The sequence below is a fragment of the Bradyrhizobium sp. AZCC 2262 genome (genome assembly GCF_036924535.1).
In the GTDB taxonomy this organism is placed as follows: Bacteria; Pseudomonadota; Alphaproteobacteria; order Rhizobiales; family Xanthobacteraceae; genus Bradyrhizobium.
The window spans coordinates 4,177,201-4,198,887 of record NZ_JAZHRT010000001.1 but is presented as its reverse complement, the minus strand read 5'-3'; the positions used below and the strand labels follow the sequence as shown (position 1 = coordinate 4,198,887).

The 21,687-nt window shown below is 63.2% G+C and carries 25 protein-coding genes; 18 read left to right on the top strand and 7 right to left on the bottom strand.

All coding sequences use genetic code 11. The features are described from left to right. The first annotated feature begins 18 nt into the window (after positions 1–18). Positions 19–801 carry a CPBP family intramembrane glutamic endopeptidase gene (locus tag V1283_RS20060; protein WP_334388161.1) on the top strand — a complete coding sequence of 261 codons (783 nt, stop codon included), beginning with the start codon at positions 19–21 and terminating at the stop codon, positions 799–801. Here V1283_RS20060 and V1283_RS20055 read toward each other — a convergent pair. The 3 genes from V1283_RS20055 to V1283_RS20045 form a co-directional block, all read right to left on the bottom strand. Next, positions 798–1,727, bottom strand: a complete 930-nt coding sequence (locus tag V1283_RS20055) for an AEC family transporter (RefSeq protein WP_334388160.1) — start codon at positions 1,725–1,727, stop codon at positions 798–800. The two genes, V1283_RS20060 and V1283_RS20055, sit on opposite strands and share 4 nt — an antisense overlap. 2 nt (positions 1,728–1,729) lie before the next feature. Next, positions 1,730–2,212, bottom strand: a complete 483-nt coding sequence (gene ruvX / locus V1283_RS20050; RefSeq protein WP_334388158.1) for a Holliday junction resolvase RuvX — start codon at positions 2,210–2,212, stop codon at positions 1,730–1,732. Positions 2,213–2,321: 109 nt separating this feature from the next. Continuing rightward, positions 2,322–2,585, bottom strand: a complete 264-nt coding sequence (locus tag V1283_RS20045; RefSeq protein WP_334388157.1) for a PepSY domain-containing protein — start codon at positions 2,583–2,585, stop codon at positions 2,322–2,324. Between the two features lie 779 nt (positions 2,586–3,364). On the opposite strand from V1283_RS20045, the gene V1283_RS20040 reads away from it, so the two are divergent. The 7 genes from V1283_RS20040 (at position 3,365) to V1283_RS20010 (ending at position 9,195) form a co-directional block, all read left to right on the top strand. Beyond that, positions 3,365–4,228 carry an N-acyl homoserine lactonase family protein gene (locus tag V1283_RS20040; protein ID WP_334388156.1) on the top strand — a complete coding sequence of 288 codons (864 nt, stop codon included), beginning with the start codon at positions 3,365–3,367 and terminating at the stop codon, positions 4,226–4,228. Positions 4,229–4,349: 121 nt separating this feature from the next. After that, positions 4,350–5,105 (top strand): ABC transporter ATP-binding protein, encoded by a 756-nt coding sequence (locus V1283_RS20035; RefSeq protein ID WP_334388155.1) that lies wholly within the window; start codon positions 4,350–4,352, stop codon positions 5,103–5,105. Next, positions 5,102–5,803: an ABC transporter permease gene (locus V1283_RS20030; RefSeq protein WP_334388154.1), complete on the top strand. Its 702-nt coding sequence runs from the start codon at positions 5,102–5,104 to the stop codon at positions 5,801–5,803. The genes V1283_RS20035 and V1283_RS20030 overlap by 4 nt, the downstream gene beginning before the upstream one ends. Continuing rightward, entirely contained in the window at positions 5,800–7,362 is a 1,563-nt protein-coding gene (locus tag V1283_RS20025) for a GldG family protein (protein ID WP_334388153.1), read from the top strand. The genes V1283_RS20030 and V1283_RS20025 overlap by 4 nt, the downstream gene beginning before the upstream one ends. Further along, on the top strand, positions 7,359–7,880 hold the full coding sequence (locus tag V1283_RS20020) for a hypothetical protein (RefSeq protein WP_334388152.1): 522 nt from the start codon (positions 7,359–7,361) through the stop codon (positions 7,878–7,880). The genes V1283_RS20025 and V1283_RS20020 overlap by 4 nt, the downstream gene beginning before the upstream one ends. Before the next feature lie 113 nt (positions 7,881–7,993). Beyond that, entirely contained in the window at positions 7,994–8,932 is a 939-nt protein-coding gene (locus V1283_RS20015) for a HupE/UreJ family protein (protein ID WP_334388151.1), read from the top strand. A 47-nt stretch (positions 8,933–8,979) separates the two neighbouring features. Beyond that, on the top strand, positions 8,980–9,195 hold the full coding sequence (locus V1283_RS20010) for a hypothetical protein (RefSeq protein WP_334388150.1): 216 nt from the start codon (positions 8,980–8,982) through the stop codon (positions 9,193–9,195). On the opposite strand, the gene V1283_RS20005 is transcribed toward V1283_RS20010, so the two are convergent. Further along, entirely contained in the window at positions 9,182–10,063 is an 882-nt protein-coding gene (locus tag V1283_RS20005; RefSeq protein ID WP_334388148.1) for a LysR family transcriptional regulator, read from the bottom strand. The two genes, V1283_RS20010 and V1283_RS20005, sit on opposite strands and share 14 nt — an antisense overlap. A 103-nt stretch (positions 10,064–10,166) precedes the next feature. Here V1283_RS20005 and V1283_RS20000 point away from each other — a divergent pair, with 103 nt between their 5' ends. The 3 genes from V1283_RS20000 to V1283_RS19990 all read left to right on the top strand — a co-directional run bounded on the left by V1283_RS20000 (position 10,167) and on the right by V1283_RS19990 (position 13,048). Further along, on the top strand, positions 10,167–11,141 hold the full coding sequence (locus V1283_RS20000; RefSeq protein ID WP_334388147.1) for an NAD(P)H-dependent flavin oxidoreductase: 975 nt from the start codon (positions 10,167–10,169) through the stop codon (positions 11,139–11,141). 38 nt (positions 11,142–11,179) lie between these two features. Further along, positions 11,180–12,256 (top strand): NAD(P)H-dependent flavin oxidoreductase, encoded by a 1,077-nt coding sequence (locus V1283_RS19995; protein ID WP_334388146.1) that lies wholly within the window; start codon positions 11,180–11,182, stop codon positions 12,254–12,256. Between the two features lie 303 nt (positions 12,257–12,559). Then, a complete protein-coding gene (locus tag V1283_RS19990) occupies positions 12,560–13,048 on the top strand; it encodes a peptidoglycan-binding domain-containing protein (RefSeq protein WP_334388145.1) in 489 nt (162 codons plus the stop codon). A gap of 42 nt (positions 13,049–13,090) precedes the next feature. Here the strand turns inward: V1283_RS19990 and V1283_RS19985 are convergent, their stop codons facing one another. The 3 genes from V1283_RS19985 to V1283_RS19975 form a co-directional block, all read right to left on the bottom strand. Further along, positions 13,091–13,969 (bottom strand): MBL fold metallo-hydrolase, encoded by an 879-nt coding sequence (locus V1283_RS19985; RefSeq protein WP_334388144.1) that lies wholly within the window; start codon positions 13,967–13,969, stop codon positions 13,091–13,093. A 39-nt stretch (positions 13,970–14,008) separates the two neighbouring features. After that, entirely contained in the window at positions 14,009–14,800 is a 792-nt protein-coding gene (locus tag V1283_RS19980) for an alpha/beta fold hydrolase (RefSeq protein WP_334388143.1), read from the bottom strand. Between the two features lie 232 nt (positions 14,801–15,032). Further along, positions 15,033–15,197, bottom strand: coding sequence for a hypothetical protein (locus V1283_RS19975; RefSeq protein WP_334388142.1), 165 nt, complete (start codon positions 15,195–15,197; stop codon positions 15,033–15,035). 402 nt (positions 15,198–15,599) lie between these two features. Here V1283_RS19975 and gatC point away from each other — a divergent pair, with 402 nt between their 5' ends. The 7 genes from gatC to V1283_RS19940 all read left to right on the top strand — a co-directional run bounded on the left by gatC (position 15,600) and on the right by V1283_RS19940 (position 21,655). Continuing rightward, entirely contained in the window at positions 15,600–15,887 is a 288-nt protein-coding gene (gatC, locus tag V1283_RS19970; protein WP_334388141.1) for an Asp-tRNA(Asn)/Glu-tRNA(Gln) amidotransferase subunit GatC, read from the top strand. A gap of 26 nt (positions 15,888–15,913) precedes the next feature. After that, entirely contained in the window at positions 15,914–16,126 is a 213-nt protein-coding gene (locus V1283_RS19965) for a hypothetical protein (protein ID WP_057836657.1), read from the top strand. Next, positions 16,123–17,595 carry an Asp-tRNA(Asn)/Glu-tRNA(Gln) amidotransferase subunit GatA gene (gatA, locus tag V1283_RS19960; protein WP_334388140.1) on the top strand — a complete coding sequence of 491 codons (1,473 nt, stop codon included), beginning with the start codon at positions 16,123–16,125 and terminating at the stop codon, positions 17,593–17,595. Before V1283_RS19965 ends, gatA begins: the two co-directional genes overlap by 4 nt. A gap of 1 nt (position 17,596) precedes the next feature. After that, entirely contained in the window at positions 17,597–17,890 is a 294-nt protein-coding gene (locus V1283_RS19955; protein WP_334388139.1) for a hypothetical protein, read from the top strand. Further along, positions 17,887–19,371, top strand: coding sequence for an Asp-tRNA(Asn)/Glu-tRNA(Gln) amidotransferase subunit GatB (gene gatB, locus V1283_RS19950; RefSeq protein WP_334388138.1), 1,485 nt, complete (start codon positions 17,887–17,889; stop codon positions 19,369–19,371). Before V1283_RS19955 ends, gatB begins: the two co-directional genes overlap by 4 nt. Positions 19,372–21,034: 1,663 nt before the next feature. Continuing rightward, a complete protein-coding gene (locus tag V1283_RS19945; RefSeq protein WP_334388137.1) occupies positions 21,035–21,301 on the top strand; it encodes a hypothetical protein in 267 nt (88 codons plus the stop codon). Positions 21,302–21,343: 42 nt separating this feature from the next. After that, the gene (locus V1283_RS19940) at positions 21,344–21,655 is read left to right on the top strand and encodes a hypothetical protein (protein WP_334388136.1); all 312 of its coding nucleotides are present in this window, start codon (positions 21,344–21,346) and stop codon (positions 21,653–21,655) included. The last annotated feature ends 32 nt before the right edge of the window (positions 21,656–21,687 follow it).

Sequence of the window (21,687 nt, the reverse complement as noted above, 5' to 3'; positions counted from 1 at the left end):
ACTAACGAAAGTCATCTGATGGAATCCCTCACTCCCGCAAGTGCTGTTGCCGTTCCGCCGGCAGTCCCCGATCCGCGGCCGCCGCGCGTCTGGAAATTCTGGGGCACCACGCTGTGGGGCCTGTTCATCTTCGTCGGGATGTTCCTCGGCCAGGTCGCTGTCATCGCCTATTTTGTGCTGCGGCAGGGCGGATCGTTCGACATCGCCGAAGCGATCCATATCGTCGGCAGCGGTCTGACCATTTCGCTCTCGGTCATCCTGGGATTGCCCGCCGTGCTGCTGGCGACATGGATCGCGATCCGTCCAACGCGGATACCTTTTGCCGATTATCTGGCGCTGCGCTGGACCCCATGGCGCAATTTCTTCATCGGCGTCGCGGCGCTGGCCATCCTTGTCGGCGGCTGGGACCTGCTGTCGCGGGCGCTCGGGCGCGAGGTGACATCGGGCTTCATGGGCGAGGTGCTGAAATCCGCGCAGGTCGACGGCGCGCTGTGGCTTCTGGTGATCGCGTTCTGCGTCGCCGCGCCGATGTGGGAAGAGATCTTTGCGCGCGGCTTCCTCTATCGCGGCTGGTCGGAATCAAAACTCGGCGTCGCCGGCGCCATCTTGCTGTCGTCGCTGGCCTGGACCTCGCTGCATCTGCAGTACGACTGGTTCTTCTTCGGCGAGGTGTTTTCGATCGGCCTGCTGCTGGGCTATCTGCGTTACCGCACCAACTCGACCTGGCTGACGATCGTGCTGCACGGCATCAACAATCTGGCCGCGACGATTCAGACGCTCTGGCTGGCCGGCTCGGGCTAGCACATCGCAGCGAGTGCAATCGCGATCGGCATCGTGATTGCGGCCAAAATCGTCTGCAGCGTGATGATCTGCGCCAGCAGCGGCGCGTCGCCGCCCATTTGCCGCGCCAGCACATAGGCGCTTGACGCCGCGGGCACCGCCGAACAGACCGCCACGACGGCGAGGTTGGAATCGGCAAGTCCAAATTTCGATGCCAGCGCGACCGCGATTACCGGCATCAGCACCAGCTTGAGGAACACCGCGACGCCGGCGGCGAGGCTCGGCCTGAGCAGGCCTTCGAGATGCAGCCCGGCGCCGGTCACCATCAGGCCGATGGCGAGCGAGGAGCGGCCGAGCGCGTCCGCCACCTCGTGCCAGAGTTTGGGCAGCGGAATGTGCGTGACGTTGAGCGCCAGCCCGACCGCACAGGCCCAGATCAGCGGATTGCTCGCCACGGTCACGATGATTGAACCGGCCGAGCGCTTTTCCGGCGAGGCGTAACGGGCAAGCACCGCGACACTGAACACGTTGACCAGCGGAACGATGGCGACCATCGCGACCGACGCCAGCGCCAGCCCGAGGTTGCCGAACAGACTGCCGGAGACGGAGAGCGCCACATAGGTCTGCCAGCGTGTCGCGCCCTGGAAGATCGAGGTAAAGGCGGGACCGTCGATTGCGACGCGGGCGAGCAGCGGACGCAGCGCAAGACACAGCAGCGACATCGCGAGTGCCGACAGCAGCAGCGCGCCGCCGACGCCGGTAACCGGCACGCTGGTGAAGTCGGCCTTCACCAGCGTCTGGATCAGCAGCACCGGAAGCAGCACGTAGTAAGTCAGCCGCTCCAGCCCATGCCACTGCGCCTCGGGCTGTATCAGCGTCCGCTTCAGGATGAAGCCGAGCACGATCAGCAAAAATACCGGCAGCAGCGCCGCAATGACGATCGCCATCCCTAGGCGTCCCCGCGCAGCTTCGTCAGCCGGTCCAGCGCGCCCTGCAGGATGAAGATAGCGGCATGTTCGTCGATCACCTCGGCGCGGCGGGCGCGGCTGACGTCCATGCCGATCAGTTCGCGCTCGACGGCCGCCGTCGACAGCCGCTCGTCCCACAGCGCGATGGCAAGGCCGGTGAGGTTGGAGAAATTGCGGGCAAAGGCGCGGGTCGATTGCGCGCGCGGGCCCTCGCTGCCGTCCATGTTGATGGGAAGACCCAGCACGAAGCCGACCACGTTGCGCTCGCCCGATATCGCCAACAGCCGCGCGGCGTCGGCCTTGAAGGCCTTGCGCTGGATGGTCTCGACGCCGGTCGCTAGCCGGCGGTCCGGATCGGATACGGCCACGCCGATGGTCTTGGTGCCGAGATCGAGGCCAATCAGGGCTCCGCGCTCGGGCCAGTGCGTGACGGCATCGATCAGGGGGAGGATGGGGGCGGGCATGACCCCGCATAACACCGGCTTGCCTGTCAGGCAAAGCGCTCACTTCACCTCTCCCGATCGAAGTCGGATTTATCCGACTTCGACTGAGACGGCTTTTCTACCTGCGCGCTTAGTCATCGAGCTTTTCGAAGGTAATTACACCCGTCTTGGGATCGGCATGGAAGTCCATCTTCTGCCCGTTTTTGATACCTTCACCTTCCCATCGGCCATCGTCGGCTTTAAGTTCGGTGACTTGCGTATAGCCCGACCTGAGAACCTGCTCGATGACTTGCTGCGCGGGCATCCAGTCCGGCCCCGGCTGATCGGCCCTTGCCAGGCTAAGCGAACCCGCTGAAAGGGCCACGGCGAAAGCGACAGACGCTAGTTTTTTCATGGCGAACCTCCCCTTACGTACAACGACCAACCTAGCCGGAAGGTGAGGGTTCCAAGGAAACCGACACGAGGCCGTTAGCGCAGTTTCTTTTCAGCCTTTTTTTCTTGGCCTTCAAAACCCTAGCCTGACTGCGATAGGCATGCGCCATACTCAGGTATCGTTCCGAGATTTCGACGTCGGTGGCTGGATCGCGCCATGCGCTCAGCCTTGTCGGCCTGCTTACGGAAGAACTTGGTTTCCTTCACCATCGTCCACCTCGGTAGAGAAGCGACGCCGCATGAAAGCGGGACGGTAGAGCGCCGGGGGTCAACACCCCCGAAGCAAGCAACAATCGTAGCCAATGTAACGGGAACGCTTGACGACGATGATGGTTCTGGCCGCGTGCCGATCCTGCCATTAGGCCGCGCTCCCTGAGGACGGCCGCAACTTACCCCCGGGGTGGCTCGTTTCGGCTCCACTCCCACCCGTGCACTCAATGCTTCCCGCCTTCACCGGTTGCCGATTATGTCGGCGGGATGGCGCGGTCCGCCTCAGACGCCGAGGTCGCCCAGGGTTTTGAGTATGGCAAAGGCCTATCGCAGTCAGGCGGAGGGGCCGAAGGCCAAGAAAAAGGCCGGCAAAAGTGGGGTTGACCGGGAGTGGCCTATTTTCAGATGGCATTCCCAACTTGCTTTTGGTGAGGCCCAATCTATTCTCAGGTGGCTGGCCTCGACCGCGTCGGGGCGACGCATAGTGGCTGCACAGACAGCCCGTAAAACGAAGGCAAAGGAGGACACGCTATGACGATGAAGCATGTTGCCCTGAGTCTAGCTATCGCGCTCGGCCTTGCGGCGGTTGCCGCGCCGGCCCCCGCACAGGATGGCCCGAAACTTTACGTCTTCACATCCGGCTCGTTGGGCGGCTTCCCGAAGGCGGCCCTGCAGATGGGTGGCCAAGGCAATATCGACTGGGCACCGGTGAGCTTCTATGTGCTCAAGCATCCCAAGGGCAATGTCATTTTCGATACCGGAAACAACGACAAGACGATAACCGATCCCGAGGGATGGTGGGGACCGCTCGCCAAGGGCTTCGGCCTCAAGATGACGAAGGACGACGCAATTCCGGCGCAGCTTGCCAAGATCGGTCTCAAGACCGACGACATCAAATACGTGGTGGCCGGTCACTTGCATCTCGATCACGGCGGTAACGTTGGTCAGTTTCCGAATTCGACCCTCGTCGTCCAGGACGACGAACTGAAGGCTGCCTGGTGGCCGGATGTCGGCTTCTCCGTCTATTACATTCCGGGCGATTTCGCCGACACCAAGAAGATGAACGTCATCCGTCTCAACGGCGATTTGGACCTGTTCGACGACGGCTCCATGCGCATCATGCGTGGTCCCGGTCACACCCCCGGCAGCCAGTTCGCGATCGTGAAGCTGCCCAAGACCGGCTCGGTGATCCTCACCAGCGACGTTGTCTATCTCAAGGAAAACCTCGACAAGAACCTGATCCCGCCGATCCCGGGCACGCAGAGTCCGGGCGACGCCTATCGCAGCTATCAGCGCATTCGGCTGATGCGTGACGCCAATAACGCGCAGATTTTCTACGGGCACGATCCGGAGATATTCAAGGCGACGAAGAAAGCGCCCGAATTCTACGATTGAAAGCTGAACCGGCGCGGGCTGTGCCAGGCGGAGTGCCCGCGCCAGATTCCAGGCCAGCCCGCCGAAGCGACGCGGCAGCAAGCTTGTCCGCTGGGCAGGCGCTGCTCTTTCGGGACGCTGCATGACCATCTCGTCAATCGACGCGGCGCTGCGGGATGATGCGCCAACCCGAGCGACGGATATTCCTGCTATTTCGGCGCTCGGCGTAAGCAAACGCTACGGCTCGGTCACGGCACTTGACCGGCTGACGCTTGACATCCGCCACGGCGAGGTGTTCGGCCTGTTGGGACCGAACGGCTCCGGCAAAACCACCTTCATGCGGCTGCTTGCGGGCTACCTGTTGCCTTCCGCCGGGCGGCTCACGGTAGCAGGCCTCGATACGATCCGCGATTCGCTCGAGGTGCGACGACGTATCGGCTATGTGCCGGAATCGGCACCTCTCTATCGCCAGATGCGCGTCGGCGAATTCCTCGCATTCATGGCCCGGCTTCGCGGGCTGCCCGAACGGGCGGTCGCCGCCGCCGTGGAGCGGGTGGTCGACCGGCTCGCATTGGGCGCTGTCGTGGACAAGCCGACCAGGGCCCTGTCACGCGGTTATCGCCAGCGGGCAGCGCTTGCCCAGGCCCTGATCCACGATCCCGAGATCCTCATCCTCGATGAGCCGACCAACGGGCTTGATCCCCGCCAGATCATCGAAATGAGAGAGCTGATCCGCTCGTTGGCCGGACGCCATACGGTGCTCATGAGTTCGCATATCCTGAGCGAGGTGGAGAAGACCTCAGACCGGGTAGCGGTGATGCTCGGTGGCCGATTGCTGGGGGTCCGGGCGATCGCGGACACCCCGGACCTTGAAAGCTGGTTTTTGTCGCTAACATGAGAGCGCTGCGCATCCTCTTCACCAAGGAGCTGAACGCGACGCTGACGTCGCCGATCGGATATACCGTTGCGGCCGTGTTCCTGCTCGTGCTGGGCTATACGTTCAGCCTGACGCTGTTCGTCACCAAGGTAGCGAACCTCCAATACATCTTTCACCAGATGTATGTGCTGTCGATCCTGCTGGTCCCCGTGCTGACAATGCGTACCTTCGCCGAAGAGCGGCGGTCGGAAACGCTGGAATTGCTGCTTACCGCGCCGGTTCGCGAACTCTCGGTCGTGCTGGCGAAATATGCCGCCACGCTGACGCTTGTGCTTGGGATTTTCGCGCTGACGCTCATTTACGCCGCGATCCTCGGCCGCTACGGCGAACCGGATTGGGGACCGATCTATGCCGGCTATCTGGCGCTCGCGCTCCACGCCTCGCTGCTAGTCGCCGTCGGCCTCTTGATGTCGAGCATCACCGAGAGCCAGGTCGTCGCCGCGGCGTTGTCGATCGGTGCATTCCTGATGCTCTGGTTCGCCGATTCGGTGTCCTATCTGTTGCCGCCGCCGTTTGACAGCTTTGCCATCAACCTCTCCTTGATCGGCCACTTCAAACCGATGGTCAGCGGCTCGGTGTTCCTGTCGGACATCGGCTACTTCGTTACCGCGAGCATGCTTGCGCTTTTCCTCACCACCTGGGGGCTTGCGCAGCGATGAGCGACCAGCAAGGTTCGAACGACCTGCCGGCCGAGGACACGAGCTTTCTTCACAATCTGCTCGAGCCGCTGCAATCGCTCGACTGGATCAATCTGGGCTGGTTTGCCGGAGTAGTTTTCGCGCTGGCGGCGCTGTTTGCGGCCGGGCTGAAGGTGCCGGCGCGGCTTGCCTTCGCCAGCCGCATTGCCTCTGCCACGCTTGTCGTCACCGCCGCCGTGGCGGTCACGATCCTCGCCAATGTGGCGCTGTTTCGCCACGACGCGCATCTCGATCTCACTCACGAAAAGGCCTTCACGCCGTCGGCGGAGGCGCGCGAGGTTGTGCGCAGGCTCAGCGAACGCGTCGAGGTGGTCTATTTCTACCAGAAGCAGAATGAGGCCGCTCGCGCGCTAGGCGCCATGCTGCGGCAGCTCGAGCGGCTGAACGGGAATTTTCGCGTGCGGTTGATCGACGCCGATCAGAATCCGGCGTTGGCCAGCAGCCAGGGCGTGCGAACCTACAATTCCGCCGTGCTGCGGCTTGACGAACGCCGCGTCGAAGTAATCACCACCGACGATCGCGAGATCGCGCTTGGTGTGTTGCGGCTGCTGCGCACACGCGACGTGGTGATCTGTTTCGCGTCGGGTCACGGTCAATACGACATCGACAATTTTGAGTTCCACACGCATTTCGAAGGCGCCCACAACCATAGCCACGATGCCTCCGGCACCGGTCTGGTGCTGATGGAACAGCATGGTCTCGGCCGCCTGAGGCGTGCCATCGAGAAGCTAGGCTTGGTCGCCCGCAAGGTTTCCTTCGCCACCGGCCAGCCGATCCCGGACGATTGTGCGGCGATGGTCGAAGCCAACCCGCGAACCCGCTACAGCCCCGGCGAAACCGACGTGCTGCGCCGCTATCTGGAACGCGGCGGTTCTGCGATGTTCCTGATCGAGCCGGACTATGCCCTCGACGAGAGCATCGCGGCGCTGCTTGCAAGCGCCGGCATCGCAGTGCGTGACGGCGTGATCGTCGATCCGACCGAGCACTACTTCACCGACGAGCAGATGATCGCCGTATCGCGCTACGGTTCCCACCCTGCCACGCGTGGGCTGGCGCTATCGTTCTACCCCGGCGCGCGGCCGCTGGAGGTCTTGCCGGCGCCGGGCGTCAAAGTGACGCCACTCGCCGCCAGCAGCGCCGACAGCTATGTCATCGCAAATCGTCTGGGGGACCAGACAAAGGCCAAGTCCGGCCCGCGCGCACCACAGATCATCGCGCTCGCCGCCGAGGGACGGTTGAATGGAACGGCCGCAGCGGCCTTCCGTTTGATTGTCGCGGGCGATGCCGATTTCGCCTCCAATTCCTTCTTTCCCTATCTGGCCAACTCCGACGCCGTGCTGGCCGGACTCGCGTGGCTCACGCGTGAGGAAAGAGCGCCGGCGATTAAACCGCCCGTCGAAGTCCTTCCAACGGTCTCGCTCACCGGCGAACAGATGCGCGGCATCTTCCTGGTCACGGTGCTGCTTATTCCCGGGCTCATAGCATTCGCCGGCAGCGCGATGTGGTGGTGGCGGCGATGAACCGGCTGGCCTGGGCAGCCGCCGCGCTCGGCGCTACCGGTTTCCTCGCCGCACTGGCGTTTACCGGCGGACGCGGTGGTCCAGGGCTTGAGCCTTTCGTTCCGAAGGGGCTGATGACGATTCCGGCGGAGGAGGTGCGGGAGGTCGATGTAATCGCCTCGCGCGGCCATTGGCATTTTGTGCGCACGCAAGCCGGCTGGCGCGCGACGCAGGGCGCGGCCACAGCAGGCTTCGAAGCGCGCCTCGATAGCGCGCTCAAGCTGCTTCGAAACTCGGGACCGGATCGCGTCCTGACCGAGGCGGAGGTCGCTCGGGTCGGCGTGGCGCAGTTCGGTCTCGCGCCACCCCGGCTGCGCGTCATTGTCAGCGGACCCGGCACTTCGGTGTTCGCGATTTCATTCGGCGGCACCACTCCGATGGGCCTGTCGCACTATGCAAGGCTTGACGGGAGCCAGGAGATCGCACTGTTGCCGGCCTTCGTTGTCGAAGAATGGGAGCGGGCGGGAGGCGCACCGTGACGATGAGGGTCGCGCCATGGGCACTCCTCTGGCTGACGCTTATTGGCTGCTGCGGCGCGCTTGCGCACGTAACCACCACGGGACTATTGCGCATCGAATTCACTGGCGGCCGGATGCTCTACACGCTCTCGCTCGCCTTGCCTGAACTGCCGGCGGCCTCGGCGGAGATCCTCACCGCCGCCGCCAATGCCGACCGTGGAGCGGCGGAAGTGGTGGCCGAAGCGGCGCGCAGGAGCGTCACGGTGGACCTCGACGGCGGACGCTGCCGGGCCGGGCGAGTGCGCATTGGCGGGGCTGGCACCAACGAGACCCGCGCAACAATCGAGATCGACTTCACCTGCGACTCTTCCCATGGCCGTCTCGACATCACCGAGGATTGGCGCGCCTTTCTGGGCGAGCACTACCAAACCCTCGGCAATCTTCGCACGCCGAGCGGCGAGCGGCAGGTGATCTTTGGGGAGGAATCGAGGTCCGTCACTGTGGACATCGACCGCACCGTCGCGACGGGCTGGTTCGACTTCGTCAAGCTCGGCATCGAGCACATTCTCACCGGTTACGACCATCTGCTGTTCCTGGTCGCGCTGCTGGCCACCGCGCGAGGTGCGTGGTCGGTAGTGCGCATCGTCACGGCCTTCACATTGGCCCACAGCGTGACGCTGTCGGTCGCGGCGCTGGGCATTGTGACGATTCCCGACCGCATTATCGAGCCGCTGATTGCGGCTACGATCGTCTGGGTCGCGCTGGAGAATCTTTTCGCGGCCGAGCCCGACAGGAGGCGGTGGATCTGGAGTTTCGGTTTCGGCCTTGTGCACGGCTTCGGGTTTGCCTCCGTACTTGGCGAACTCGGCCTGAAGGGGGCGACGCTGGTGCGCGGGCTGGTGGGTTTCAATGTGGGGGTCGAAATCGGGCAGCTAATTTTCGTCGCTGTCTTCTTGCCGGCGCTGATGTGGCTGTCGCGCGGTCGCGGCGCGCGGCTGACCCCGCGCATCGCCTCGCTGGCGGTGGCGGCGATCGGCACCTACTGGCTGGTCGAACGTATCTTTGTTGGTTAAGTGCCGTCGTGGCGCTGTGGCACTGGAGTTTGGGGCGGGGCTCGTCGATGGATACATTGAGCCTATTCGGTCTTTTCGCGGTGACCGCGATGCTGGTGGCCTACGCGCTGGAGGACCGCAGCCATTGGTACATTCTCGCCTTCGCCGGTGCTTGCGCGCTCGGATCGGTTTACGGATTTCTCCAAGGCGCCTGGCCGTTCGGACTGGTCGAGGCGATCTGGGCCGGCGTGGCGTTGCGGCGCTGGTATTTCAGGCGGCGATAACCGCGCCATTATCGTTCAGGCAAGCGGCGAAGCCCTGCAGCGCGCTATACTGGTGCGCGCTGCGGCGGGTGATGAAGAGCGTCTCGACCCGGGACTGTGTGGGCGTGAGCGTGTGGATACTGACCGTGTCGTTCCGCCCGACCACGGCGCGCGGCAGCATCGTCACGCCCATGTCGGCGGCGACGCAGCCGATCATCCCGTCGAGCGTGCCGAGTTCGAACCGGGCGGACGACGGCCAGCCGAATTCCGTGAAGACCTGCTCGAGCCGTTGGCGGTAGGTGCAGCCGGTGCGGAATACCAGTGCGGTCGGCCCCGACTCCGACGTGCCGGCGCGCAAGGCAGCGAGAGTTTTCCAGCGCTGAGCGGTGACCAGCACCAGTTCTTCGCGGAAGGCGACCGTTGCATCGAGTTCGGCATGTTCGATCGGACCTGCGACGAAGGCGCCATCAAAGCTGCCGTTGAGCACGCCGGCCACCAGTTCGGCCGTGGTCGAGGTCCGCAAGCTCAATCGTACCGCCGGGAAGCGGCGATGGAATTCGGCGAGCAGGGAGGGCAGGCGCACCGCCGCAGTCGTTTCCATTGAACCAATGGAGAGCGGTCCTTTCGGTTCGCCATCATCGCGCGCGGCCAGCAGCGCCTCGCGCGACAGCGCGGCCATCCGCTGCGCATAGGGCAACAGACGGCGGCCGGCGCCGGTCAGGGTCATGCCGCGGCTGTGCCGCTCGAACAGCGCGGTGCCGATCTCAGCTTCCAGCGCCTTCACCCGTTGCGTGACATTGGACTGCACGGTGTTGAGTTCGTCGGCGGCGCGGGTGATGCCGCCCAGGCGTGCGACGGTTGAGAAGGTCAGGAGATCGCTCAACTCCATGGGACGTACCGTTTCATTTTAGAGATGTCTGCATTCTCTAGTATTCATTTTTAGAGAATGATAGTTCGTCCTAATGTTGGTGTCCAGACTGCAGGGAGAGGACATGCCGATATCGACACCATTGACCGCCCGTTTGGGCATCCGGCACCCGATCCTGTCGGCCCCGATGGATGTCATAGCCGGGGTGCGCCTCACCAAGGCCGTCAGCGCCGCTGGTAGCTTCGGGATTCTCGGCGGTGGCTATGGTGACAGAGCGTGGCTCGAGCAGGAGACGGCCAAGCTTGCCGATGTCTCCGATCCCTTCGGCATCGGTTTCATCACCTGGAGCCTGGCCAAGCAGCCGGCGCTGCTGGACATCGCACTTGAAGCCGGTCCGCGTGCGATCATGCTTTCGTTCGGCGATCCAATGCCCTTCGCACCGCGCATCAAGTCGTCGGGCGCACTCCTGATCTGCCAGGTGCAGGACGAGGCGATGGCGCGGCAGGCGCTCGATGCAGGTGCCGACATCCTGATCGCGCAGGGGACCGAGGCCGGCGGCCATGGCGCGTCGCGGACGACAATCGACATCGTGCCGGCGATCGTCGATCTCGCAGCCGGCCGGGTGCCGGTCGCAGCCGCCGGTGGCATCGGCGACGGCCGCGGGCTCGCCGCGATGATGATGCTGGGGGCTTCCGGCGTGCTGCTCGGCACGCGCTTCTATGCCAGTGAGGAATGCGACGGCCCAGAGGAAGCGAAACGGCGCATCTGCGCTGCGTCGAGCGGCAACAGCGTCCGCGGCATCATCTTCGATCTGTCGCGCAACAATGTCTGGCCAGCGCCGTTTACCGGCCGTTGCCTGATTAACGAACATGCGCGGCGCTGGATGGGCCGGGAGGTCGAACTCATGCAAAATGTCAAAGCAGTCGCAGCCGAATATGCGGCGGCCAAGGCGGCAGGCAATTTCGATATCGCCGCCGTCATTGCGGGCGAAGCCGTCGGGCTGATCCATGATATCCCGCCGGCGGCCGAAATCGTTGACAGGATCGCCACCGAGGCCGAGCAGATATTGAACGGGCGGCGTAACTCCTTCGCCGCCTGACGCCTTGCACCTTCCACTTCATTCAAGCGAGCAGAACCATGTGGCCAGACCGCCGGATCATCGACCTCTTCAAGATCGAATTTCCGATCGTGCTTGCGCCGATGGCCGGCATCATGGATGCCGAGTTGGTGATCGCAGCGGCGCAGGGCGGGGCGCTGGGCTCGCTGCCATGCGCGATGATTACGGTCGAGAAGGCGCGCGAGCAGGTCAACATCATCCGCCAGCGCGTCTCCGCGCCCGTCAACCTGAACTTCTTCTGCCACACGGCGGTCGATGCCGATCCCGTGCGCGAAGCCGGCTGGAAGGCGCGGCTTGGCTCTTACTACAAGGAATTGGGGATCGATCCCGCCGCGCCTATCAGCGCCGCCAACCGCGCGCCGTTCGATGAGGCGATGTGCGCGGTTGTCGAAGAGTTGAAGCCGGAAGTGGTCAGCTTCCATTTCGGCCTGCCGCATCCGGCGCTGGTCAAGCGCGTCAAGGCGGCGGGATCAATCGTGATGTCGTCGGCGACGATCGTGAAGGAAGCGATCTGGCTGGAGGAGAACGGCGCCGACGTCATCATCGCGCAAGGCGCGGAGGCGGGCGGCCACCGCGGCATGTTCCTGACCGACAACATCACCCAGCAGCCCGGCACGTTTGCGCTGGTGCCGCAGGTGGTCGATGCGGTGAAAGTGCCTGTGATAGCAGCCGGCGGCATCGCGGACGGGCGCGGCATCGCGGCGGCGTTTGCGCTCGGCGCGTCCGGCGTGCAGATCGGCAGCGCCTATCTGCGCTGCCCGGAATCCAAAGTCATCGCGCCGGCACGCGTCGCGCTCGCCCAGGCGCATGATGATTCCACCGTCATCACCAATGTCATGACGGGACGCCCCGCACGCGGCGTCGCCAACCGCGTGATGCGTGAGGTCGGGCCGATTTCGCCGGATGCACCGGCGTTCCCGCACGCCGCCACTGCGCTCGGACCGCTGAAGGCGGCCGCCGAAAAGCTCGGCAAGGTCGATTTCAGCAATCTCTGGGCCGGACAGGCGGTGCGGATGGGCCGCGAGATGCCGGCGGCGGAACTGACGCGCTCGCTCGCGGGTGCCGCGCTGGCGCGGCTCGGCGCGCTGGGTGGATAGGGCATAAGCGCAAACCCGTGCCGCAGTGCGGGGGGAGGTCGGCTCTGCGGTTGATCGCCGCGCACTAACATGCATGGCTAGGGGTCCGAGTTGCGCCAAAAGCGGATATTGCCACGCGCTCAAATCGGCTAGATGTTCGGCGTGACGATCGGTGCGAGGCTGGGGAACCGTCTGCCATGGACGACAGTTACCCCCGCGACGAAGCGGAGTGGGGCCGCCGGATGTCGATAGCTCGGGGGCGGCGCGATGTATCCTTATCTTCCAGACCGCGTCATCAGCCGACGTGAGGGCAAAGGAAGGGTCGTGCGCGCCTTGATCCTGACATTGTCCATCCTGGCGATCATCGACAGCGCGCACTTTGCCAAGGCCGGTCTGAGCAGCACGCCCCGCGAAACGTTGGCACCCGCCGATACGGCCGAAGCGACCCAGGAGACCGAGGAACAGATCGGCCTCACCAAGGCAAAGCGTCGTGACGTGCAACGTCGGCTAACCAGGCTCGGGTTTGACACCAAGGTCAATGGGAAGTTCGATGAATCGACTCGCGCGGCCATTGCGCGCTGGCAGGAGGAGTACGGTTATTCTTCGACCGGCTTCCTCAACGCCGCCCAGCACAAGGTGCTGACGGACGCCGCGAAGCTGGCTGGCAAATCTGACCGTCAGGACCGTCGTCGCGCAGGAGGCCATGCTCGCTATTCGCGTGGTGTCGGCGGTCCAATCGGCGCGATCGGCGGCGCGGTACGCGGCGTAGGGAGGGGTGTGGGGAGCGCGGTGGGCGGACTATTCCGCAGGTGACTAGCCCAGCCACAAGATAGCTGGAAGCCCAACGACGCAGCCTCACAGCGCGTGAACCCAGGCCTCGGGAAACAGCGCGTAGGCGTCGCCGCGCCGGGCCAGCCGCGAGAACGCCGGGAAGTGCAGGTGCATCCCGGCAATGAGAATGCCGTCGGTGGCGACGCGGTCGAACATGCGCTTTCGCGCGGCGGCGGCTGCGGCGAGATCGGTATCGAAGGCCATGCCGGCCTCGGGAAACGCGGTCTGCACTTCCGGCACGTGCACCGTGTCGCCCCAAATCATCAACTGATCATTGCCCGATGCGATCAGATACGCGGTGTGGCCCGGCGTATGCCCGAGGCTCGGCACGGCGGTCACGCCGGGAAACACCTCACCCTCCCTGAACAATCGCGTCCGGTTCTTGTAGGGCGCGACCTGCTCACGACCGGCCAGAAAATAGAGTTGTGCCGATCGCTCGTCGACCTTGGCCATCGCGCCGTCGTCGAACCAGTGCGCCAGCTCGTTCTCGTGCATCACCAGTTCCGCGTTCGGAAACAGGAGCTGCCCATTCGACATGTCGGTCAGTCCGGCGGAATGATCCGGGTGCATGTGGGTCAGCAACACCGTATCGATCGATTTTGGATCGATCCCGGCGGCGGCGAGGCTGCGTTGAACAAAACCGGCTGTGGGCTGCAAATAGTTGCCCGACCCGGTGTCGACGATTGCGATGCGCCCCTTTGAGCGGATCAGGAAGGTGTTGACGCTGGTTCGCCGCGCCGGCCGGAACGCATCGTTGAGGATTTGCCGCGCCTTTTCGATATCGACATTGCGCATCACATCGAGAGTGCCATCGAGATAGCCGTCGCTGACAGCGGTGACGATGATGTCGCCGATCTTGCGATGATAGATGCCGGGAATCTGCTGGGCCGGTTGCGCATTCATGGGAAGACCTTGAGGCTTGAGGGGGACGGTCCACTTCGGTCAGGCGTCGACCGATTTCAGGAATTCTTCGATGCAATCGGAGAGCAGGTCGGGGGTTTGCACCGACATATAGTGCCCGGTTCGGATTTCGACGTAGCGGGCGCCGGGAATGGATTTGGCCACGGCTTCTGCCAGGGGCGGCGGGCGCACGCGATCCAGGCTGCCGCCGATCACGAGGACCGGACAGGCCAGCCTGGCGAGGTCGTCCTGCATGTCGGCTGCCGCCAGCATTCGCCAGATCGTGGCATAGCTCGAGGGATCGTTGCCGAGCCATCGCGTCCGGAAGCGCTCGAACCGGGCGATGTCGCCGCGAAGCTCCGGGGCATAGCCGTTCAACATGGAATCCTCGACTGCGAACGCCATGCCGGCCGCCTCGATCCGTGCGAGGCGCTCCAGCGCCGGCGCGCGACGCTCCGCTGCGATGCCGGTGGCCGGGCTGCCGACTGCAACGGCGCTGGTGCGCTCCTTGTACCGGGCCGCGAAGTGCAGGGCGATCGCACCGCCGACGGCGACCCCCGCCAGCGCGACCCTCCCGGCGATCTCGAACTTGTCGAGCAAAGCTGCGATGTCGTCGGCCATCGCATCGAGGGTGAGTTCGCCGCGCACCTTCTGCGACAATCCGGCGCCGCGGGTGTCATAGCGCAGGACCCGGCGCGATTTCGCGAACCTTGGCGCGACGTCGTCCCAGCTTTCGAGCGAGCCGCCCATTTCGTGAACCAGCACCAGCGTGCGGTCGCCGCCGCCGCTCAGCTCGCAGCGCAGCCCGACGCCGTTGGCCTCATTGAAATCCATCCTGCGCCCCCGGGTGCTTTTTTGTTGTTTGTCACGGCGAGCGACTTGCCGTTCAGCCTCGAAATCCGAGGTCCACGATACCCGAGATGATATGAAACTCAAATTCTCGAGATGCAGGGCTGCAGGAGGTCACGCTGGTTTTTTGGCGCCTGTTGGGCGACGCGGGGATCGCTGAGCCAGCTCTCGGCCAAACCGACCGTTCGCATCGCATAAGAGGCACCGCACTTCCGGACTAGTGTGCCGGTTCGTCGCGGTGGACCTCAAGATGCTCGACCGCCAGCGACCTGTAATGCGCCGCCATCTCCTTGTAATGCTGCCTTGAGATGGGATCGGTCGCGCTTTCGGCACGGCGTTCGAACATTTCTGCCTTTTCCTGCAGGATTTTGGCCTGGGACATGGCTCTCCCTCCAGCTTGTCAGGTTAAGCAGGCGAGGTAGACGATTGCGATGCCGAGCACCGTCCCGATGGACCAAATGGCAGGATCCCAGCTTTCCGATCCCGCGCTGTCATTTTTGATGGTCGACATGACACGGCCTCCCGATGTTCTGGCCGCGACTACATCCCCTGACTGTTTCAGGACGACTACGTAAGGTGCCAAAAATGGTTTCGTCAGGGGGCTTTGCCGGGAAAAGGGCGCTTGGCGCTCAAAACCCTGTGCGTCGGGGCGGGGTCGACTTTTGATCCCAAAAAGCGGGTATTCGGCGTCCGAAGGCCCGGCTCCGCCTGTTCCCGCGGTTGCGGCGCAAAAGCGGCGTCTGCTATACGGCGGATGCGAATTCCCCGTTTGAGGCCTATATTTATGTCGGTTGATGCCGCCACCGTTCGCCGCATTGCGCAACTCGCGCGAATTGCGGTCACCGAGGCCGAGGTTCCCCATCTGCAGGGCGAGCTGAACGCCATGCTGGCTTTCGTGGAGCAGCTTTCGGAAGTGAACATCGACGGCGTCGAACCGATGACTTCGGTGACCCCGATGGAAATGAAGAAGCGGGCCGACGTGGTCAATGACGGCGAGATTCCTGACGATATCGTCAGGAACGCGCCGGAAACGCAAAGTCATTTCTTTTTGGTGCCAAAGGTCGTTGAGTAAAACCTCTTTGCGAGATCGGAAGTCCGATGTGTCTGCTCTGCGACGATGAAAAGGCCTACCAGGCCTACATGAACTACCTCGACGCGATGGAGCGGCAGGGCAAGGCCGCCGATCCCGACAAGGCGATGGACGCCGTCCTCGATCAGCTCGAGGCCAATGAGCGAACGCGGCCCAAATCGAACGACCCGGCCAACGACAAGACGCTTTCTCCGTTCTTCTGCAGCCCGATCAATAAATGACCGACCTGACATCGATGACGATCGCCGAGGCCAAAGCCGGCCTCGCGAACAAGTCTTTCACCTCGCTTGAACTGACGGATGCGCATCTCGCCGCAATCGAAGCGGCGCGTTCGCTCAACGCCTTCATCCTGGAAACGCCGGATCATGCGCGCGCCATGGCGCGTGCGATCGACGCCAGGATCGCCAAGGGCGAGGGCGGACCGCTGGCTGGCATTCCGCTGGGGATCAAGGACCTGTTCGCGACCAAGGACGTGCGCACCACCGCGTGCTCAAAAATCCTCGGCAATTTCGTGCCGCCTTACGAATCGACCGTGACCTCTCAGCTCTGGCGCGACGGCGCGGTGATGCTCGGCAAGCTCAACAATGACGAGTTCGCGATGGGCTCGTCGAACGAGACCTCCCGCTTCGGCCCGGTGGTCAATCCGTGGCGGCGCGAAGGTTCCAACACCTCGCTGGTGCCGGGCGGCTCGTCCGGCGGATCGGCGTCCGCTGTGGCGGCGCAGCTCTGCATGGGCGCGACCGCGACCGACACCGGCGGTTCGATCCGCCAGCCCGCCGCGTTCACCGCGACGGTGGGCGTCAAGCCGACCTACGGCCGCTGCTCGCGCTGGGGCATCGTTGCGTTCGCGTCTTCGCTCGACCAGGCCGGACCGATCGCGCGCACCGTGCGCGACAGCGCGATCCTGATGCGCTCGATGGCAGGCCACGATCCCAAGGACACCACCTCGGTCGATCGCGCGGTGCCGGACTATGAGGCCGCGATCGGAAAATCCGTCAAGGGCATGAAGATCGGCATTCCCAAGGAGTATCGCCTCGACGGCATGCCGGCGGAAATCGAAAAACTCTGGAGCGAAGGCGCGGCGTGGCTGAAGGCGGCCGGCGCCGAACTGGTCGAGGTCTCGCTGCCGCACACCAAATACGCGCTGCCGGCCTATTACATCGTGGCCCCGGCGGAAGCCTCGTCCAATCTCGCGCGCTATGACGGCGTGCGCTACGGCCTGCGCGTGCCGGGGCGCAGCATTGGGGAGTTGTATGAGAACACCCGCGCCGAGGGTTTTGGCGACGAAGTCCGCCGCCGCGTCATGATCGGCACCTATGTGCTCTCCGCCGGCTATTACGACGCCTATTACCTGCGCGCGCAAAAAGTCCGCACGCTGATCAAGAAAGATTTTGAGGATTGTTTCGCCAAGGGTGTCAACGCGATTTTGACGCCTGCGACGCCGTCGGCGGCGTTCGGCGTTGGCGAAAAGGGCGCCGATCCGGTCGAGATGTATCTCAACGACATCTTTACGGTGACGGTGAACATGGCGGGCTTGCCGGGCATCGCCGTGCCGGCCGGCAAGGACGCGCAAGGTCTGCCGCTTGGCCTGCAACTGATCGGCCGTCCGTTCGATGAGGAGACGCTGTTCTCGCTTGGCGAAGTCGTGGAACAGGCGGCCGGCCGCTTCACGCCGCCGCGCTGGTGGTGACATGGCGGATTTCCGCGCCAGCCTGACGGACGCAGCCCCGGCGCCGGGACTGGAACCGCCGCTGGCTGCGCTGTGGTGGGCCGCCAAGGGCGACTGGGATCGCGCGCACAAGATCGTGCAGGACGAGAGTGATGCGAACGCCGCCTGGGTGCATGCCTATCTGCACCGGGTCGAAGGTGATCTCGGCAATGCCGGCTACTGGTACCGCCAGGCCGGCCAGCCGGCGGCAAAGGATTCTCTGGAAGCCGAATGGGAGCGGGTCGTGTCCGCGCTGCTCGGGAGTGGAAAAGCATGAACGTGTCAGTCAAACTTGGAAAACTGATCAAGGGCCAGACCGGCGACTGGGAAGTCGTGATCGGGATGGAGGTCCACGCCCAGGTCACCTCGAAGTCAAAACTGTTTTCCGGCGCCTCGACCGAGTTCGGTGGCGAGCCCAACACCCATGTCTCGCTGGTCGATGCGGCGATGCCGGGCATGCTGCCTGTCATTAACGAGGAATGCGTCAGACAGGCTGTCACGACCGGTCTAGGCCTCAATGCCAAGATCAACCTGCGCTCGGTGTTCGACCGCAAGAACTATTTCTATCCGGACTCGCCGCAGGGCTACCAGATCAGCCAGTACAAGTCGCCGATCGTGGGCGAGGGCGAGGTTGTGGTCGAACTCGATGGCGGCCGGAGCGCCACTATCGGCATCGAGCGGCTGCATCTGGAACAGGATGCCGGCAAGTTGCTGCACGACCAGTCGCCGACCATGTCCTATGTCGATCTCAACCGTTGCGGCGTGGCGTTGATGGAGATCGTCTCCAAGCCTGATATCCGCGATGCCGAGCAGGCCAAGGCTTACGTGACCAAGCTGCGTTCGATCCTGCGCTATCTCGGCACCTGCGATGGCGACATGGAGAAGGGTAGCCTGCGCGCCGATGTGAACGTTTCCGTGCGCAAGCCGGGCGGTCCGCTCGGCACCCGCTGCGAAATCAAGAACATGAACTCGATCACCTTCATCGGGCAGGCGATCGAGTACGAGGCGCGGCGCCAGATCGAGATCATTGAGGATGGCGGCACGATCGACCAGGAGACGCGGCTGTTCGACCCGAACAAGGGCGAGACGCGCTCGATGCGCTCCAAGGAAGAAGCGCATGACTATCGCTATTTCCCGGATCCGGATCTGCTGCCGCTCGAATTCACGCAAAGCTATGTCGACGAGCTCAGGTCGAAGCTGCCGGAACTGCCGGACCAGAAGAAGGCGCGCTTCATCGAGAGCCTTGGCCTGTCGCCCTACGATGCCGGCGTGCTGGTGGCCGAGCGCGAGAGCGCGGTGTTCTACGAAACCGTGCTCGCGGGCCTTGCCGACAAGGCGCGCGACGGCAAGCTCGCGGCCAACTGGGTGATCAACGAGCTGTTCGGGCGTCTCAACAAGGAAGGCCGCGAGATCGCGGGCTCGCCGGTGTCGGCGGCGCAGCTGGCGGCGATCATAGGTCTGATCGGCGAGGGCACTATCTCCGGCAAGATCGCAAAGGACCTGTTCGAGATCGTCTGGACGGAAGGCGGCGACCCGCGCGAGCTGGTCGAAAGCCGCGGCATGAAGCAGGTCACGGATTTGGGCGCGATCGAAAAGGTCGTCGACGACATCATCGCGGCAAATCCGGACAAGGTCGCGCAGGCAAAAGCCAAACCGCAACTCGCCGGCTGGTTCGTCGGCCAGGTGATGAAGCAATCCGGCGGCAAGGCCAATCCGCAGGCGGTCAACGATCTGCTGAAGGCGAAGCTCGGCATCTGAAGCGTCCCGTAATGGGACGCTCGCAACGTCGTCGACGTCGCGATCGATACTCGCATGCATGCATCGATCGTTTATCGCGATCCAAAACTTAACAGTCACGAGTGCGAGCACACGTCCGAATCGGCGGTCGCGATTCGTCCGAAAAGTTCGTTTTGGCGCGCGTCGACGAGACCCCAGCGCTGTGACGATGAAAATTTTTTTGTTGCCAAACTTTGCGACTCAGAGTCCGTGCACGCGGCTTTTTCACGGCATGACTGAGTCGTAACGACACTGATCGTGCACCGATCATCGTTATCGTGAATTCAAAAAAGCGCTACAGTAAAGGCAATTCCTGCAATATTGACAAATGCCGATGCCCGTCGTTGCGGCACTTTTTGCATCGAGACGCGCGCGTGTTGTGGTGTCGCTGATGTCGGCGCTTCGCGTCCTCTCACATTGCCTCGTCAACACTTCCTTAAGCGGGAAGCTGTTTTTTTGAATGCGTTGGTGTATTCGGGATGTAGTGCATCTCGATTCCCGAGTGCACGCAGCGACTAAGCCATCTCACTTACATTAGGAGGGCAACATGGCCAAGAAAGCTAAGAAGGCAAAGAAGGCGAAGAGCGCAGTGAAGAAGACTGCGAAGAAGACCCGCAAGGTCGCGAAGAAGAAGAAGTAACTTCGCTTCTCCAAGAATTGCCGGCGGCTTGATGCCGGCACGTCACACGAGCCCCGGATGAAAGTCTGAAGGCTCTGGTCGACGAAAAGAGGGTGTCGGCGAGACATCAGGTCAAACGGCTGGATCGTATTTCGGAAGAGCGTTCTTTTAAAAGAGGCCCGCTCTTTCAAAACCGGTCCGGCAGAAGAAACGGGTTTTCTTCGTTCGGTGCGGGTATCCTTAACTACCCGCAGTTTCACCGGGGCCAAAGCCCGGTATGAAATCTGGTCCTGACGTGTTCGCCGACGCCCTCGTTCCCGGAAAGCTCTCTTTCCCGGAACGCCTCGTTCCCGGAACGCTGCCCTCCGGAACGCCGCTTCCGCCGGGGTGCTCCAATAGCCCACGCATCAGATGTCCGGCGCCAAAGTCTTCCCCCGATTTGATATTGATCGTTCGCAGGTGTCGGCTGTTTCCGCCTGTTGCTCCGGGCGCGTCATCGTGCGCGAATTCGTTATCCGGCTCGCCGTGAACCCCTGAATGATCGAAAGAAGCCGCGCGACGCCCGATCAAGCGCTGGAACCCGTCATCGCGCGGCGTGTTGCGGCCTGACCGGTGACGAATGGTGACAACACCGGCCTTGCCGCAATGGTTATCGTTCTGCGAAACCGCAGGGTAAACCGAACTTCACGATTGGTAATTTCTCCCTGTGCCGCAGGCATTTCTGCGATTTCGCGTTTAACGCCACAAGGCGCACGTTTACACCCCGTTCATCGCGAACCTTAAACTGCCCTTCAAATTTGATCGGTCATGATCGCCTCAACAACAGACCGGAAAACGGTACGCGCATGATCCGCCAAAGTGTGGGCGGTTTGGCGATTAGATCATGCGCTCTTCTGATAAAGGGCGCGCGATCGGACGCAAAACCGGTTTCCACTTTTGCTGATCGCGCGCTGGGATGACAGGGTTTAACAGTGGACAGGGGCCGCACTCGGGGCAGGGCGGCAACGATAAAAAGGGGAGCTACCGATGTTTCAGGGGCAGATTGATCTCGACGCGGCCATCGCGGTGGAAGCGACGGCGATTCCGGACGTGCTGTTCGAGCGCGGCCTTTATTGGGCGAGCGGCCGTTCCGGCGTGGTGAACCTCGTCGCGGCCCACAAATGGTTCAATCTCGCCGCGCTGAAGGGACGCGCCGATGCCATCTCCATGCGCCGCGAGGTCGCCGAGATGATGTCGGATGCCGAAATCGCCACTGCGCAGCGCGAAGCCCGCGCCTGGATGACGGCGCATTAAGGACCGGAGCGGTCGCCGTCGATGTAACCAAGATTGGCTTGCGTGAACCGCTCGATATCATCGGGCGCGGATGAATCCGTCGATCGAACTGTCGATCATCAGGGCGAACAGCGCATCAGTGTCGCCATCGAATACGCCGGCGACGATCTTTGCCATGCTTTCGGCAACGGCATCGCCGAGCAGATCGTCCAGGTCCTGAAAGGGAAGGCGCAACAAGCGCAGAAGCGGCTGGCAAGCTTGGCTGTCGCGCGCAGCGATTGTTGGGTGGTGGTGTCCATGGCATTGCCTCCGCCCGGTCGAAACCTGGACACACATGACGGCAAGAACTTCTGGACGGCTGGTGGACTACCGTGAAACCGGACGCGGACGAAAGTCTTTTCTGGATC

Coding starts and splice junctions, on each gene's coding strand:
- V1283_RS20060 (WP_334388161.1), top strand. CDS start 19: ATGGAATCCCTCACTCCCGCAAGTGCTGTTGCCGTTCCGCCGGCAGTC.
- V1283_RS20055 (WP_334388160.1), bottom strand. CDS start 1,727: ATGGCGATCGTCATTGCGGCGCTGCTGCCGGTATTTTTGCTGATCGTG.
- ruvX (WP_334388158.1), bottom strand. CDS start 2,212: ATGCCCGCCCCCATCCTCCCCCTGATCGATGCCGTCACGCACTGGCCC.
- V1283_RS20045 (WP_334388157.1), bottom strand. CDS start 2,585: ATGAAAAAACTAGCGTCTGTCGCTTTCGCCGTGGCCCTTTCAGCGGGT.
- V1283_RS20040 (WP_334388156.1), top strand. CDS start 3,365: ATGACGATGAAGCATGTTGCCCTGAGTCTAGCTATCGCGCTCGGCCTT.
- V1283_RS20035 (WP_334388155.1), top strand. CDS start 4,350: ATGACCATCTCGTCAATCGACGCGGCGCTGCGGGATGATGCGCCAACC.
- V1283_RS20030 (WP_334388154.1), top strand. CDS start 5,102: ATGAGAGCGCTGCGCATCCTCTTCACCAAGGAGCTGAACGCGACGCTG.
- V1283_RS20025 (WP_334388153.1), top strand. CDS start 5,800: ATGAGCGACCAGCAAGGTTCGAACGACCTGCCGGCCGAGGACACGAGC.
- V1283_RS20020 (WP_334388152.1), top strand. CDS start 7,359: ATGAACCGGCTGGCCTGGGCAGCCGCCGCGCTCGGCGCTACCGGTTTC.
- V1283_RS20015 (WP_334388151.1), top strand. CDS start 7,994: ATGCTCTACACGCTCTCGCTCGCCTTGCCTGAACTGCCGGCGGCCTCG.
- V1283_RS20010 (WP_334388150.1), top strand. CDS start 8,980: ATGGATACATTGAGCCTATTCGGTCTTTTCGCGGTGACCGCGATGCTG.
- V1283_RS20005 (WP_334388148.1), bottom strand. CDS start 10,063: ATGGAGTTGAGCGATCTCCTGACCTTCTCAACCGTCGCACGCCTGGGC.
- V1283_RS20000 (WP_334388147.1), top strand. CDS start 10,167: ATGCCGATATCGACACCATTGACCGCCCGTTTGGGCATCCGGCACCCG.
- V1283_RS19995 (WP_334388146.1), top strand. CDS start 11,180: ATGTGGCCAGACCGCCGGATCATCGACCTCTTCAAGATCGAATTTCCG.
- V1283_RS19985 (WP_334388144.1), bottom strand. CDS start 13,969: ATGAATGCGCAACCGGCCCAGCAGATTCCCGGCATCTATCATCGCAAG.
- V1283_RS19980 (WP_334388143.1), bottom strand. CDS start 14,800: ATGGATTTCAATGAGGCCAACGGCGTCGGGCTGCGCTGCGAGCTGAGC.
- V1283_RS19975 (WP_334388142.1), bottom strand. CDS start 15,197: ATGTCCCAGGCCAAAATCCTGCAGGAAAAGGCAGAAATGTTCGAACGC.
- gatC (WP_334388141.1), top strand. CDS start 15,600: ATGTCGGTTGATGCCGCCACCGTTCGCCGCATTGCGCAACTCGCGCGA.
- V1283_RS19965 (WP_057836657.1), top strand. CDS start 15,914: ATGTGTCTGCTCTGCGACGATGAAAAGGCCTACCAGGCCTACATGAAC.
- gatA (WP_334388140.1), top strand. CDS start 16,123: ATGACCGACCTGACATCGATGACGATCGCCGAGGCCAAAGCCGGCCTC.
- V1283_RS19955 (WP_334388139.1), top strand. CDS start 17,597: ATGGCGGATTTCCGCGCCAGCCTGACGGACGCAGCCCCGGCGCCGGGA.
- gatB (WP_334388138.1), top strand. CDS start 17,887: ATGAACGTGTCAGTCAAACTTGGAAAACTGATCAAGGGCCAGACCGGC.
- V1283_RS19945 (WP_334388137.1), top strand. CDS start 21,035: ATGTTTCAGGGGCAGATTGATCTCGACGCGGCCATCGCGGTGGAAGCG.